Genomic DNA, 14845 nt, shown 5'->3' with positions numbered 1-14845 from the left:
GGCGGGCTGCCGGTCATTACGATATAAAATCGGGCAAATGCGATGACGATGTGGTCCAGTTATCGATACTCCACCGCTCTGCTCCTACGCAGAGTTGATCGGGGCAAGTAGGCTGCCGTGGTTCCGTGTCCCTCGGGACTACCCTGGTGCGCACCACCCGTCGCAGCGAGAGTCGTCCCCAGCCTTAGGAGCCACAGCCATGGGCTACCCACCACCGGGCCAGGATCCGTACGGGCAGCAGCCCAATCAGGATCCCTACGGTCAGCCCCAGTACGGGCAGCAGCCGCAGTACGGCCAGCCGGCATACCAGGACCCTTACGCTCAGCCGCAGCAGCCGGCGTACCAGGACCCCTACGCGCAGCCGCAGCAGCCCGCCTACCAGGACCCGTACGCGCAGCAGCCCCCGGTCTCCGGCACACCGTACCCGACTTCGGGCGGAGCCTACCCGACCTCTGGCGGTGCCTACCCGGCCGCCGGCTACGGCACGCCGGGCTACGGCGCGCCCGCGCAGCCGCAGAACACCTTCGGCCTCATCAGCATGATCGTGGGCATCATCTCGATCCCCGCCACCTGCTGCTACATCGGCCTGCTGCTGGGCGCTGTCGCCGTCGTGCTCGGTTACCTGGGCCTGAACAAGGTGAAGCAGGGCGAGGCCAACAACCGCGGCCAGGCGCTCGCCGGCCTCATCTGCGGCGGTATCGGTGCCGGCCTGTCGCTGCTGTGGCTGATCCTGGTCTTCGCGCTCAACATGAGCAGCCTGACGGTCTACTAATAAGTCCGTTCCCCGGATAAAGGGCGCGCGAGCTACTCGCGCGCCCTTTTTGCGCGCAGCGCGAGCGTGGTCGCGGCCGTTGACAGCAGCGCGCCGATCGAGACCATGAACATGGCGACGAACGCGACCGCGCCGGAGTGCGGCCCGACGTCGGCGAGTCCGCCCGCGCCCAGGGAGCCGCCGGCTGCGGCGCAGCAGAGCCCGAGCAGCACGCCCGCGATCGGGCCGGCCAGGGCGGCCGCGCCGAGCAGCGGGAACCAGGAGCGCCCAGGGTCGCCGCGTAGCGACCGCCTCGCCAGCAGCCACCCGGCGATCATGGCTGCGGCCAGCGGCAAGCCGAGCAGCAGCGGGGCATAGCCGGTGGCGGGCGTCGAGGGAAGACCGGCCAGCAGCGGTACCGCGGGAAGAGGCCCCACCGACACGTGCGCCGCGCTGATGAAGGTCTCCGACCCGATGCTGAAGCCTGGCCCGACGAGATAGCTGGCCGCCCACGCGGTCACGTTGGGTGCGAAGAACCCGCACACCAGGATGAGGCCGATCTGCCCGGCGATACCGGTGTGATAGTCGTCGATGATCTGGCTGGCGTCGCCGCCGCTGAAGGCGACCGCCATGCCGGTCGTGGCCGCGCCGGCGCCCAGCACGAGCAGCGCGGCGACGGCCCCGGCGCGGGTCGCGTCGCGCACTATCTGGGGCGTGCGGGCGGCCAGCCGCGCGATCCCGCGGGCCTCGGCGAAGGCGCCGAGCGTGCCGGCGACCAGGCCGAACGCGGCGAAGGTGAGGGTGACGCGCACCGTGGACACGTCGAGGCCCTTGTGTTCGGCGATGGCGGCGGCCAGGGCGCCGAGCGCGGCGTAGACGACGCCGACGGCCGCGCCGGCGCGGGCGGCCGGCCATGGGGACCACGGCGCGCCGCGGGGACGGGCCCGTGCGCCGACGGCCCGGGAGGTGTGCACACCGGCGCGGTACACCCGCCAGGCGGCCACCGCGGTCAGGCCGAGCGGGGCGAGGCTGACCGTGCCGATGCCGGTCTGCAGCGGTACCCAGTGCGCGAGCAGCCACCCGCCCAGGCCCAGCCGCAGCACGTTCGCGAGCGGGGCGCCGCCGGGGCTGTCGAGGGCGAAGCTCAGCCAGACCACGACGAGGGTCGGCACGAGCGAGACGACCGCCGCCCACAGCGAGTTGACCACGGCGGCGAGGGCCAGCGGGGCACGCCGGGCCGGGCGGCGGGCAGAATCCTCGCCGTGAACCGCGTGCCGCTGGATCGGCAATCGTACGGTCTCATGGTCGGCGAGCCGGGTCTGCGCCCCTTCGTCTGGGTCCTCTGGGGTGGTCGGCATCGGCCCTTACTCTGCCAAAGTCCGGACGGCCGGTCACGAACCCCGGCCGTCCGGACTTGCACTCACAGTGCGGTGACGATCTCCCGCATGAGGTTGGCGGTCTCGGTCGGAGTCTTGCCGACCGCGACGCCGGCCGCCTCGAGCGCGACCTTCTTGGCGTCGGCGGTGCCCGCCGAGCCGGAGATGATCGCGCCGGCGTGGCCCATGGTCTTGCCGGGCGGGGCGGTGAAGCCGGCGATGTAGCCGACGACCGGCTTGCGCACGTTGGCCTTGATGAACTCGGCGGCCCGCTCCTCAGCGTCGCCGCCGATTTCGCCGATCATCACGATCGCGGCGGTCTCAGGGTCGGCCTCGAACGCGGCGAGCGCGTCGATGTGCGTCGTGCCGATGACCGGGTCGCCACCGATGCCGATGGCCGTCGAGAAGCCGATGTCGCGCAGCTCGTACATCATCTGGTACGTCAGCGTGCCCGACTTGCTCACCAGGCCGATCTTGCCGGCTCCGGTGATGTCGGCGGGGATGATGCCGGCGTTGGACTTGCCCGGGCTGGCGATGCCGGGGCAGTTCGGGCCGATGATCCGCGTCTGGTTGCCATGCGACCGCTGTTGAGCCTGGGCGTGGGCCCAGAACGCGGCGGTGTCGTGCACCGGCACGCCCTCGGTGATGACCACGGCGAGCGGGATCCGCGCGTCGATCGCCTCGATCGCGGCCGACTTCGTGCCGGCCGGGGGGACGAAGATGACGCTGGTGTCGGCGCCGGTCTGCTCCATCGCCTCCGCGACGCTGGCGAACACCGGCAGCTTGGTGCCGTCGAAGTCGACCTGCTGGCCCGCCTTGCGCGGATTGACACCGCCGACCACGTCGGTGCCCGCGGCGAGCATGCGCCGGGTGTGCTTGGAGCCCTCGGCACCGGTCATGCCCTGGACGATGACCTTGCTGGACTCGGTAAGCCATACCGCCATGGTCGTTACACCCCACTCGCTGCGAGCTCGGCGGCGCGACGGGCCGCACCATCCATCGTGTCGACCCGCTCGATCAGCGGGTTGGCGGCGGAGTCGAGGATCCGGCGGCCCTCCTCGGCGTTGTTGCCGTCGAGGCGAACCACGAGCGGCTTGGTGACCTCCTCGCCGCGGTCCTTGAGCAGCTGCAGCGCCTGCACGATGCCGTTGGCCACCGCGTCGCAGGCGGTGATGCCGCCGAAGACGTTGACGAAGACGCTCTTCACGTCGGGGTCGCCGAGCACGATCTCCAGGCCGTTGGCCATGACCTGGGCGCTGGCGCCGCCGCCGATGTCGAGGAAGTTGGCCGGCCTGCTGCCCAGCCCCTCGCCCGCGTAGGCGACCACGTCGAGGGTCGACATGACCAGGCCCGCGCCGTTGCCGATGATGCCGACGTTGCCGTCGAGCTTGACGTAGTTGAGGTTCTTCTCCTTGGCCGCCTGCTCCAGCGGGTCGGCCGCGGCCTTGTCCTCGTACTCCTCGTGCTCCGGCTGCCGGAAGTCGGCGTTGGCGTCGAGGGTGACCTTGGCGTCGAGGAGCAGCACGGTGCCGTCCGCGGTCTTCGCGAGCGGGTTGACCTCAACCAGCGTGGCGTCCTCGGCGACGAACGCCTGCCACAGCTTGACCGCGATCGACACGATCTGGTCGGCGACGTCGGCCGGGAACTTGGCCTGCTCGACGATCTCGCGAGCGGTCGCCTCGTCGACGCCCTTCACCGCGTCGATGGCGACCTTGGCCACCTTCTCCGGCGCGTCGTGCGCGACGGTCTCGATCTCCACGCCGCCGGCGACGCTGGCGATACACAGGAACGTGCGGTTCGCGCGGTCGAGCAGGTAGGAGAAGTAGTACTCCTCGGCGATGCTGGCCGTGGTGGTGACCATCACCTTGTGGACCGTGTGGCCCTTGATGTCCATGCCGAGGATGTTGGTCGCGTGCGCGGTCGCGCCGTCGGCGTCGTCCGCCAGCTTGACGCCGCCCGCCTTGCCGCGGCCGCCGACCTTCACCTGGGCTTTGATGACGACCCGGCCGCCGAGCTCCTCGGCGATCGCCCGGGCCTCTTCAGGGGTCTCCGCGACACCGCCGCCCAGCACGGGGAGCCCGTGCTTGGCGAAGAGGGCGCGCCCCTGGTACTCGTACAGGTCCACAGTTGGTCCCGTTCCGTCAACCGTGCCGCCTGCCCCATCGCGAGGACGGCTCAACGATCGCAGCCTAACCACGGCCCCATGGTCGAGCGCCGCGCGGGTTCCCGATGTGCCCGATTCCACTCCGCCTCGGTCCGACCGGGCCGACCCGGTTTTTTCACTTCCGCAGGACAGCCCCGGCACACGCGTAACCGCCCCGGCGATCCGTCGTTGAGAACAGTGTCGGCCCGCCCACGGAAAATTCTCGGGGGGGCAGGGCCGGCACCAAGGTGGCCGATGCCCTGTCGGTCGAGGGGTGGCGGCGGGGCATCGTGCGATAGAGGGGCCGGGCGTGAGAGGGGTACGTCCGGTCCCTCAACTATTCCTGAATCGCCACTGCGATCGATTGCGACCAATCAGACTTTGATGTTTTCCCGGGCCCATTCGACAATTGACTGCGTCGTCGCGCCGGGGGTGAATATCCGCGCCACGCCGAGCCGTTCCAGCTCGGGCAGGTCCTCGTCGGGGATGATCCCGCCGCCGAACACGGTCACGTCGGCCGCGCCCCGCTCGGCCAGCAGCTCGATGACCCGCCGGAAGAGGGTCATGTGCGCGCCGGAGAGCACCGACAGCCCCACGGCGTCGGCGTCCTCCTGGATGGCGGTCTCGACGATCTGCTCGGGCGTCTGGTGCAGGCCGGTGTAGATGACCTCCATGCCGGCGTCCCGCAATGCCCGGGCAACGATCTTGACGCCTCGATCGTGTCCGTCGAGGCCGGGCTTGGCGATGACGACGCGGGTCCGCGCGCTCATCCTTACGGTCCTTCCCGGCCGTTCGTGGCGGCCACCGGGTGCGGTCCCGCATCATTGCGGGGCCCAAGCCGAAGGTACCCAGAACGATTCGCCACACACCGCTCGGCTGTGCCGCGGATTATCGCGTGGCTACCGTGACATTCATGGAAGCGATCTATTCGTAAACGGACGCCCGGTCTTTCAGATCTTTTCCAGCGACGCGTGCCGCAAGACGATCCACATCACCTGATCGCCGAAGTCGATCTGCGCCTGAGCCCGAGCCCCGGCCCCCTCAACGGCCAGCACCCGTCCGAGCCCGTACCGCTGGTGGTTGACCCGATCCCCGACGGCCAGCGACGGCACATCGCGCTGCAGCTCGGAGGCCGTGGACAGCTTCGAGGCGTCCAGACCCAGCTTGGCCGCCAGCTGCGCCGCCTTCGGCGTCCCGCCCACGAACGACGACGTCCGCGCCTGCGTGGCCCCGGAGCCGCGACCGCCGACACCCGCCCGCCCGGACCAGCTGGTGTACGCCGTATCCGTCCGCTCCCACCGCACCAGCTCCGGTGGCAGCTCCTCGAGGAACCGCGATGGCGGGTTGTAGGACGGCTGCCCCCACGCCGAGCGGGTCACGGCGCGCGAGATGTAGAGCCGCTGCCGCGCCCGCGTGATCCCGACATAGGCCAGCCGCCGCTCCTCCTCCAGCTCCTTGCGATCGCTCATCGCCCGCTGGTGCGGAAAGACGCTGTCCTCCAGCCCTGTGAGGAACACCACTGGGAACTCCAGCCCCTTGGCCGTGTGCAGCGTCATCAGCGTGACGACCCCGGTGTGGTCGGGATCGTCGCTGGGGATCTGGTCGGCGTCGGCGACGAGCGAGACCTGCTCCAGGAACCCGGCGACGCTCGGCCCCGGCACCGCGGTCGCGTCACCCTGCTCGGCGGCGACGGCGACGGTGGCCTCGGTGCGCTCCGTGTATTCCCGGGCGACGCTGACCAGCTCCTGCAGGTTTTCCACCCGGCCCGCCTCCTGCGGGTCGGTACTCTCCTCGATCTCGCCGAGATATCCGGAGCGCTCCAACGCCGCCTCCAGGACCTCCTCCGGCATCGCGGTCTCGGCCATGACCCGCAGCTCGTCGAGCAGCGTCACGAAGTCGCCGATGGCGTTGACCGCGCGGGTGGAGATGCCGGGAGCCTCGCTCGCGCGGCGCAGCGCGGCGCCGAACGAGATCCGCTCACGGCTCGCGAGCGCCTCGACGCACGCCTCGGCGCGGTCACCGATGCCGCGGCGCGGAGTGTTGAGGACCCGGCGGACGCTGACGGTGTCGTCCTCGTTGACCACGGCGCGCAGGTAGGCCAGCGCGTCGCGGACCTCCTTGCGCTCGTAGAACCGCACGCCGCCGACGACCTTGTACGGCAGGCCGAAGCGGATGAACATCTCCTCGAACACTCGCGACTGCGCGTTGGTCCGGTAGAACACCGCCACGTCGGCGGGGCGCACGCCCTCGTTGTCCGAGAGCCGGTCGATCTCCCGTGCCACCCAGTCGGCCTCGGCGTGCTCGGTGTCGGCGACGTAGCCGACGATCTGCTCGCCGGCGCCCTGGTCGCTCCACAGCCGCTTGGGCTTACGGTCGGTGTTGCGCCCGATCACGGCGTTGGCCGCGGACAGGATCGTCTGGGTTGAGCGGTAGTTCTGCTCCAGCAGGATCGTGTGCGCGTTGGGGTAGTCGCGCTCAAACTCCAGGATGTTGCGGATCGTGGCGCCGCGGAACGCGTAGATCGACTGGTCGGCATCGCCCACCACGCACAGCTCGCCGGTGTCCCCGACCAGCTCCTTCACCAGCATGTACTGCGCGTGGTTGGTGTCTTGGTACTCGTCGACGAGCACGTGGCGGAAGCGCCGGCGATAGCTCTCGGCGACCTCGGGGTGGCTCTGCAGCAGGTGCACGACCCGCATGATCAGGTCGTCGAAGTCGAGTGCGTGCGCCTCGTTGAGCCGCTGCTGGTAGAGCGTGTAGGCCTCCGACAGCGCCCGCTCGGCCGGCCCCTTCGCGGTCGCGGCGAACGCCTCGGGGTCGATCAGCTCGTTCTTCAGGTTGGACACCTGAGTGGCCAGGCCGCGGGCCGGATAACGCTTCGGGTCGAGGTCGAGCTCGCGCACGACGAGCTGCATGAGCCGGCGCGAGTCGTCGGCGTCGTAGATCGAGAACGTCGACTTGAGCCCGGCATGGTCGTGCTCGGCGCGCAGGATGCGCACGCAGGCGGAGTGGAACGTGGACACCCACATCAGCCGGGCGCGGTTGCCCACGAGACGGGCGACCCGCTCCTTCATCTCGCCGGCGGCCTTGTTGGTGAACGTGATGGCGATGATCTCGCCGGGGTGCACGCCGCGCGCCGCCAGCAGGTGGGCGATGCGACTCGTGAGCACCTTGGTCTTGCCGGACCCGGCGCCGGCCACGATGAGCAACGGCTGGCCCTCATGGGTCACCGCGTCGCGCTGTGGGCCGTTGAGCCCTTCCAGCAGGTCATGCTTGGGCGGTCTGGGCTGCGCCGCCGGGGCCTCGGGCTGCGGCGGGCGGGACTGGGGAACCTCGAAGAGAGCATGCATCGCAGGGGCGAGTCTATGCCGTACCCAGCTCGGCGGCGCAGTTCCCAGCCTGGCGGCGCCTTCGGCGCGGCGCTGCCCGGGGGGGTTCCCACCCCGGACCCCCATGCCCGCTCCGCGGACACTTCTGCGGCGCTCCGCGCAGTGGGCGCGTTTTCCGGCGGCGTGCCGTGCGGGTCGTATGGATGGCCGGTAACCGACGCGTCCCAACCTGCGGAAGATCCTCCCGCAGCGCTTGACCGCGTGCCATAATCGGCTACGTGATCGAGCGGGCGCCCCACTACTTTTTTTACGGCTACCGGAATCCGGCAGCCGTGGGTTGCGCCTGATCGCAAAAACCTACCGACGCCCCGGGTTCCGAGCCCGGGGCGTTCGCGTTCCCGGGAGCGGAGCACCGGACCCGATCCGACAAGGACGCAGAGAAATGGCCACCATCACCATGGAGCAGCAGCCCTCCGACGCCCAGCAGGTCTCACCGGACAACCACATCGCCGGCCTGCGCAACCGCATCGATGAGATCGACGCCGCGATCGTCGCGCTGTGGAAGGAACGCGCCGCGATCTCACAGGAGGTCGGCAAGACCCGTATCGCCGCTGGCGGCACCCGGCTCGTGCTCTCCCGCGAGCGCGAGATCCTCGAGCGCTTCAGCGCGGAGCTCGGCGCCGACGGCACGCAGCTCGCGCTGCTGATCCTGCGCGCCGGCCGGGGTCCCCTGTAGGTCGGGGGACGGTACTAATAGATACATGAGTTTTCCCCCCTCGGCCGCGCCCCTGACCGACGTCCAGCGTGTGCTGTGCGTGCTCGCGCACCCCGACGATGTCGACTTCGGCTCGGCCGGCACGGTCGCGACCTGGGTCGATGCCGGCATCGAGGTGGCATACCTGCTGGTGACCCGGGGCGACGCCGGCGGCTTCGACGACACGCCCCGCGAGCAGATGCCCGCGCTGCGCGAGGCGGAGCAGCGGGCGGCCGCGGCGGTCGTGGGCGTCAAGCAGGTCGAGTTCCTGGAGGGATACCGCGACGGCGTCCTCGAGCCCACGATCGGGCTGCGCCGGGACATCACGGCGGCGATCCGCCGTTTCCGGCCCGACCGGATCCTGACCAGCTCTCCCCTGCGCCGCTGGGACCGCATCGCCGGCCCCAGTCACCCCGACCACCTGGCCGCTGGCGAGGCCACGACCTGCGCGGTCTACCCGGACGCGCGCAACCCGTTCACGTTCACCGACATCGGGCTGGAGCCCTGGACGGTGCGCGAGATCTGGTACAGCGGGGGCCCCAACCCCGACTACTTCGTCGACGTCACCGACGTGTTCCCGCGCAAGCTGGCGGCCCTGCGGGCGCACGTGTCGCAGACGTCGCACCTGGACGGGTTCGACGAGATGCTGCGCGGGCGGCACGCCATGGTGGCGAAGGCAGGCGGCCTGCCCGACGGCCGCCTCGCCGAGGGCTACTCGATTTTCGCGACCGCCTGAGCCTCAGACCAGCCGGCGGTCGGCGGCCCACCGGGACAGCTCGTATCGGTTGGACATCTGCAGCTTGCGCAGCACGTTGGAGACGTGCGTCTCGACCGTCTTGATCGAGATGAAGAGCTCCTTCGCGATCTCCTTGTAGGCGTATCCCCGGGCGAGCAGCCGCAGCACCTCCCGCTCCCGGTTGGTGAGCTGGTCGAGCTCGGGGTCGGCCACCGGGGTGTCCGGCCGCGCGGCGAACGCGTCGAGCACGAAGCCGGCCAGCCGCGGGCTGAACACCGCGTCGCCGTCCGCGACTCGGCGGATGGCGTCGGCGAGCTCGTCCGGGGAGATCGTCTTGGTCACGTAACCACGGGCGCCGGCGCGGATCAGCCCGATCACGTCCTCGGCCGCGTCGGAGACCGACAGCGCCAGGAAGCGCACGTGCGGGTGGCTGCGGCGCATCGCGTCGAGCACCGCGCGGCCGCCGCCGTCGGGCATGTGCACGTCGAGCAGCACGACGTCGGGCTCGATCGCGGAGATCTTCTGCACCGCCTCGGCGACCGCGCTCGCCTCGCCCACTACGTCGACATGCAGGCCGAGCTCGGCGCGGACGCCAGCCCGGAACATCGCGTGGTCGTCGACCAGGAACACTCGCAGCCGCTGGGTCTCTTCGGTGCTCATCCTTCTCCGCCTTCACTGTGACCTACGCCCTGAGCCGCGGGCTTGCGGCGCCGAGCCTCCGTGTCGATCGGCATGCTGAGGCGCACCTCGGTGCCCTCGCCCGGCGTGCTGCGGATCTCGGCCTTGCCGCCGTGGCGCTGCATGCGCAGGATGATCGAGCCGCGCACGCCGTGTCGATCATCGTCCACCGCGGCGAGGTCGAAGCCGGCGCCCCGGTCACGCACGAAGACGCTGACGCAGTCGGGCTCCACCTCGGCGTACAGCGAAATCGTCTGCACCTTCGCGTGCTTCGCCGCGTTGACCAGCGCCTCCCGGGCCGCCGCGACGATCGCGCCGACCTTCTCGTCGACGTCCACGTCGCCGACGACGACCGTCTCGACCGCGACCGCGAACGTGTCCTCGACCTCGGCGGACGCCTCCTCCAGCGCCGCGCTGAACTTCTCCATCGGCGAGGCCGTGGGCTTGTACAGCCAGTTGCGCAGGGTGCGCTCCTGCCCCCGGGCGAGGCGCTGCACCTCCTTGACGTCGCCGGCGTTGCGCTGAATCAGCGCCAGTGTGTGCAGCACCTGGTCGTGGATCATGGCGGCCAGCTCGGCCCGCTCCTGCTCGCGCACCCGCGCCTCGCGCTCCGCGCTGAGCTGGGTGAACATGCGATACAGCAAGGGCGCGAGCGCCAGCCCCACACCCGCGAGCGCCACGGCGGCGAAGGCCAGCCCGTAGCCGATCGAGGAGAACGGCACGCCACGCAGCGGGACCACGCCGACCACGAACACGCCGATGATCCCGACGATGACCAGCAGGCCGCCGCCGACGAAGCGGATGAGGTACGACTTGCGGTTGTTGTCCATCATCGCGCCGAGCCAGGGCATGCCGGGCACGGTCGACGACCAGCGCTCCCGCCGCTTCGGGTCGGCCTGGTGCCAGATGATGCCGGCGCCGAGCGCGATGATCGCGGCGAGCCAGCCGATCACGGCCTCGACGCTGCCGCCGGGCTGCACCATCAGGCGCAGGACCGCGATGCCGACGCCAAGCGCGAGGAACGAGAACAGCTGGTTGACGTTGCGCCCGCCGCGGCGGTCGTGCGGCGGCAGCGGCAGCACCGCCCAGAAGGCGGCGTAGAGCAGCGCGCCGAGCCCGTTGAACACGGCGAGCACCACGAACGCCCCCCGGACCAGCAGCACCGGCGCGCCGAGGTGCGCGGCGATGCCGGCCGCCACGCCCGCGACGACCCGGTCGGCGGGCTCGCGATACAGGCGGCGGGCGGGGGTTGGGCTGCTCATCGCGCTCGTTTCTGCTCCGTTCGGGCTTCGGTACCTCAGATCGTCACACGAACGGCGACGGCCGGACCACTCCGAGCGCCCCGGAGCCGCAGAATCAGGGTGGCCTCAGGGTCGATGCCTGAGGCGGCGGGCGGGCCTGGTCCGCGAGCATTGATGGCATGACGAAACCGCCTGCCGCCGACGAGCCGGCCCACGCCGCCGCCGCGGAACGGGCCGCGCAGCCAGTGGAAGACCGCGCTCCGGACGAGGCCGCCACGGCCACGACCGAGCGGTCCGCCCACGAGTCCGCGAGGCCCGCCGCATCCGGCGCCGGCGACGAGGCCCCCACCCGCACCCTCGACGACGAACCCCGCATCGAGGCGGACCACGTCGCCGCCGGCACCCCCACGCCGCCCGACGAGCCGAGGACGGCGGAGGAGCCCACGCCGTCCCCATCGAGCGCGGCCACGCCGCCGCCCGGCAGCACGCCACCTCCCGGCAGCACGCCGTCGCCGGGCAGTGTGCCGCCGCCCGGCACGCCACCGCCGGGCAGTGTGCCGCCACCTCCGCCGCCGGGAGCCACGCCGCCGCCGTTCGGCAACCAACCGCCCTTCGGCAACCAGCCGCCGTTCGGGGCCGGGTTCAACCGGGCACTGCTCGTCCGGCCGCAGCAGGGCCGTTACGTGGCCGGCGTCTGCGCGGCCATCGGCCGGGCCACCAACACCGACCCCACGCTCTGGCGGGTCATCTTCGCCGTGCTGACGCTGGCCGGCGGTGTGAGCATCGTCGCGTACCTGCTCGGCTGGCTGCTCCTGCCCGCCGAGGGCGACACCGGCTCCCCGCTCGAGGCGCTGCTCGGCCGCGGCCGCTCGGCCACCTCGCCGACGCAGGCGATCGTCATCGGCGTCTGCGCGACGCTCGCGTTCCTGCTCGTCATGTCGCAGAACTTCAGCGCAGCCCTGGTCGGGCTGGCCATCGTGATCGGCGTGGTCGCGCTCGTGATGCGCGGGCAGGGCGGCAACCAGCAGCCGGGCGCCGGTCCGTTCGTGCCGCCCGCCGTGCCCAACCCGGCCCAGCCGGGGCCGTTCGCTCCGGCCGGGGCGCCGTTCGGGGCCGCGCAGTTCGAGGCCCGCCCTGGCGCGACCGGTTCGTTCGGATCCGCATCGTCCGGCCCCCGGCCGTTCGGGTCGCCATCGTTCGGATCCCCCTCGTTCGGACCCGCATCGTTCGGGACCCCGCCGCCGGGCCCCGCCGCTGCGAGCGGTGCCGAACCGGGCGCCACCGCCGGCCTGGCGCGGGAGGACAGGACCGCCTACGCTCCCACCACCGGATCGGCACCGACCACGGCGTTCCCGGCCACCGGCGAGCCCGTCGCGTACTCGGCGGTGAGTGAGCAGGCACCCTCAGTACCGAATCCGCTGCCGTTCTTGCCGCCCTTGCCGCCCCTGCCCAAGGCCGGCCCGGCGGGCTACCGGGCGCCGTTCGCCCCGCACGGCCCCTACGCTGGCACCAGCCCGTACGCGGCGAGCCTCGGCTACCCGCCGCCCGGCGTCCCGACGTCGCCCTACCCGGGGCTGGCACCGACCCCACCGCCGCCGAAGCCGCCGAAGGAGCGCTCGAAGCTCGGGCGGATCACGTTCTCGTTGATCCTGCTCTCGCTGGGAGTACTGACCGTGCTCGAGGTCACCGTGGCGGACTTCAAGCCCAGCACGTTCTTCGCGGTACCGCTGGCGATCACCGCTCTCGGCCTGATCACGGGCGCGTGGCTCGGCCGGGCGCGGGTGCTGATCCTGCTCGGCGCCCTGCTGAGCATCGCGCTGGCGATCGCGACCGTGGCGAGCACGCCCGTGCCGCGCCGCACCGAGAACATCAGCATCACACCCGCATCGGTTGGGTCCCTGCAGTCGCAGTACTCGACGGACTTCGGCAACGTCAACGCGGACCTCAGTCAAATCAACTTCGCCGAGCAGGACGTGACGGTGGCGTTCCAGGTCGGGGCCGGCAACCTCCAGATCGTGGTACCGCCGCAGGTCGACGTCACCGTCGACGTGCGCATCCAGGCCGGTGACTGCCGGGTCTTCGGCAACGACTGCGGCGGGCTCAGGCAGACCAGGTCGTTCACCGATTACGGCGAGGACGGCCAAGGTGGGGGCAGACTCCATCTCAACCTTGACGTGAAAGTCGGCAATGTGACGGTGACCCGATGAAGCCACACCGACTGGACGGCGTCTCGCTGACGTTCGGCCTGATCTTCCTGGGAATCGTGGTGGTCTGGCTGTTCAACCAGGCCGTCTCGGTGCACCTCAACGCGGGCTGGATCGTGGCCGTGGGCCTGATCCTTTTCGGGGGGCTCGGCCTGGTGGGGGCGCTGCGCTCCGACAAGTCGTCGGAGCGGGGCAAGGCCGAGCAGAACGCGGATCCGTACGACTACGACCTGGATGTCGACTGACGGACCGCAGCACGGAATATGCTGGCCGGCGGGGCGGGTGACCCGTCGGCCAGCTGCCTGTTCTCGTCTTTCTGCCTGAGGAGTCCTTCCGAGATGACCCAGTTTCCCGTTGGCGGCACGTCCGGCGCATCCCGCCGCCCGATCCAGATCGGTGACCGAGCCGCCCGGGTCCTCGCCTCCGAGCTCGCCCGCCACAGCGGCCCCAAGACCGGCCTGGTGATCGGCGCGACCGCCGGCTCCGCCGCCCTCGCCGCGGCGATCGACGCGCTGCTGCCGGACGACCGGCTGACGGTGGTCGGGTCCGGCCCCGACGCCGCGGCCGCACTGCGCGAGCACGTGGAGCGTCAGGGCCGCTGGGTCGCCGAGCGCACCCGCGTGATCGACTCGGTCGACGCCGCCGACCCCGCCGACGTGGTGATTCACGCCGAAGCGCTCACCGGCAGCGCCGAGGACGCCCGAGAGGTGCTCGCCGGCCTGGCCAAGCTGGTCACCACCGGCGGTGTGCTGGCCGTGGTGGTGCCCGCCACCCGGCTGCCCAGCGGCGCCGCCGATGAGGTCGAGCGGCAGGCCGCGCTCTACGGCGTCGGCAGCGACCTGGTGCTGCGCAACGTGCCGCCGGTGCGCATCCACCGGCTGCGGCACACCCCGGCCGACCACGCCACGGCGGAAAGCCTGCTACCCGCGCTGCGCCCCTCCAGCGTCCCGCTGACCCGGGGCATGAACATCGACTCCAACGGCGTGGCCGCGGCCGGCATCGCGCTCGGCCTGGCCGCGCTGGCCAAGGCGGCCCGGCCGAAGTCGAAGCTGTGGCTGGTCCCGGCGCTGGCCGCGGCCCCGGTCGCGGCGTTCTTCCGCGACCCGCAGCGCGACGTGCCGGAGGACCCGAGGGCCGTGGTGGCCGCGAGCGACGGCAAGGTGCTTGGCGTGGAGCGGATGCACGACAAGCGCTTCGGCGACATCGAGTTCCTGCGGATCGCGGTGTTCCTGTCGGTCCTCGACGTGCACGTCAACCGGGCGCCGGTGGCCGGCAAGGTGATCGACTACTTCGTCGAGGACGGTGGATACGCCGCGGCGATGAAGCCGGAGGCCGAGCACAACGTGGCGGCGTACACGCTGCTGGAGACCGCGCACGGGCCGGTCGCGGTCGTGCAGCGCACCGGGCTGATCGCGCGGCGGATCGTGCAGCGGGCACCGATCGGCTCGCTGCTGGCCAAGGGCGAGCGGTTCGGTCTGATCCGGTTCGGCTCGCGCACCGACGTGTACCTGCCCGCCGAGCGGGCGACGCCGGTCGTGGCCCCGGGCGACCGGGTCGTCGGCGGCCAGACGGTCATCGCCACCTGGCACTAAAGAGCGCTACGGCTCAACGAGACGGCCCCCACCCGAGCGGG

At 71.4% G+C, this 14845-nt stretch carries 13 protein-coding genes; 6 read left to right on the top strand and 7 right to left on the bottom strand.

The window, feature by feature from the left end; translation table 11 throughout:
* Window positions 1-199: 199 nt before the first annotated feature.
* Window positions 200-772, top strand: coding sequence for a DUF4190 domain-containing protein (locus tag AB0367_RS02785; protein WP_366224412.1), 573 nt, complete (start codon window positions 200-202; stop codon window positions 770-772).
* 32 nt (window positions 773-804) lie between these two features.
* Here the strand turns inward: AB0367_RS02785 and AB0367_RS02780 are convergent, their stop codons facing one another.
* The 5 genes from AB0367_RS02780 to pcrA all read right to left on the bottom strand — a co-directional run bounded on the left by AB0367_RS02780 (window position 805) and on the right by pcrA (window position 7620).
* A complete protein-coding gene (locus AB0367_RS02780) occupies window positions 805-2109 on the bottom strand; it encodes a DUF6350 family protein (RefSeq protein WP_366224411.1) in 1305 nt (434 codons plus the stop codon).
* 62 nt (window positions 2110-2171) lie between these two features.
* Entirely contained in the window at window positions 2172-3071 is a 900-nt protein-coding gene (gene sucD / locus AB0367_RS02775; RefSeq protein WP_366224410.1) for a succinate--CoA ligase subunit alpha, read from the bottom strand.
* A gap of 5 nt (window positions 3072-3076) precedes the next feature.
* On the bottom strand, window positions 3077-4252 hold the full coding sequence (sucC, locus tag AB0367_RS02770) for an ADP-forming succinate--CoA ligase subunit beta (protein WP_366224409.1): 1176 nt from the start codon (window positions 4250-4252) through the stop codon (window positions 3077-3079).
* 392 nt (window positions 4253-4644) lie between these two features.
* Complete coding sequence (locus tag AB0367_RS02765) at window positions 4645-5040, bottom strand: cobalamin B12-binding domain-containing protein (protein ID WP_366224408.1); 396 nt, start codon at window positions 5038-5040, stop codon at window positions 4645-4647.
* Between the two features lie 180 nt (window positions 5041-5220).
* Window positions 5221-7620: a DNA helicase PcrA gene (pcrA, locus tag AB0367_RS02760; protein ID WP_366224407.1), complete on the bottom strand. Its 2400-nt coding sequence runs from the start codon at window positions 7618-7620 to the stop codon at window positions 5221-5223.
* 421 nt (window positions 7621-8041) lie between these two features.
* On the opposite strand from pcrA, the gene AB0367_RS02755 reads away from it, so the two are divergent.
* Window positions 8042-8335 (top strand): chorismate mutase, encoded by a 294-nt coding sequence (locus tag AB0367_RS02755; protein ID WP_366224406.1) that lies wholly within the window; start codon window positions 8042-8044, stop codon window positions 8333-8335.
* Between the two features lie 25 nt (window positions 8336-8360).
* Complete coding sequence (locus tag AB0367_RS02750) at window positions 8361-9089, top strand: PIG-L deacetylase family protein (protein WP_366224405.1); 729 nt, start codon at window positions 8361-8363, stop codon at window positions 9087-9089.
* 3 nt (window positions 9090-9092) lie between these two features.
* Here the strand turns inward: AB0367_RS02750 and AB0367_RS02745 are convergent, their stop codons facing one another.
* Together AB0367_RS02745 and AB0367_RS02740 are read right to left on the bottom strand one after the other, a co-directional pair.
* A complete protein-coding gene (locus AB0367_RS02745; protein WP_366224404.1) occupies window positions 9093-9749 on the bottom strand; it encodes a response regulator transcription factor in 657 nt (218 codons plus the stop codon).
* On the bottom strand, window positions 9746-11029 hold the full coding sequence (locus AB0367_RS02740) for a PspC domain-containing protein (RefSeq protein WP_366224403.1): 1284 nt from the start codon (window positions 11027-11029) through the stop codon (window positions 9746-9748). Before AB0367_RS02740 ends, AB0367_RS02745 begins: the two co-directional genes overlap by 4 nt.
* A 158-nt stretch (window positions 11030-11187) precedes the next feature.
* Here AB0367_RS02740 and AB0367_RS02735 point away from each other — a divergent pair, with 158 nt between their 5' ends.
* From AB0367_RS02735 to AB0367_RS02725, 3 genes are all read left to right on the top strand, one after another.
* Window positions 11188-13215: a PspC domain-containing protein gene (locus tag AB0367_RS02735; protein ID WP_366224402.1), complete on the top strand. Its 2028-nt coding sequence runs from the start codon at window positions 11188-11190 to the stop codon at window positions 13213-13215.
* A complete protein-coding gene (locus AB0367_RS02730; protein ID WP_366224401.1) occupies window positions 13212-13457 on the top strand; it encodes a hypothetical protein in 246 nt (81 codons plus the stop codon). The genes AB0367_RS02735 and AB0367_RS02730 overlap by 4 nt, the downstream gene beginning before the upstream one ends.
* A 93-nt stretch (window positions 13458-13550) precedes the next feature.
* A complete protein-coding gene (locus AB0367_RS02725; RefSeq protein ID WP_366224400.1) occupies window positions 13551-14804 on the top strand; it encodes a phosphatidylserine decarboxylase in 1254 nt (417 codons plus the stop codon).
* Window positions 14805-14845: the final 41 nt, after the last annotated feature.

The organism is Dactylosporangium sp. NPDC051484, assembly GCF_040689395.1.
Taxonomy (GTDB): Bacteria; Actinomycetota; Actinomycetes; order Mycobacteriales; family Micromonosporaceae; genus Dactylosporangium.
Note: the sequence above shows the minus strand (reverse complement) of the source record. Positions and strands in the feature narration are given on the sequence as shown.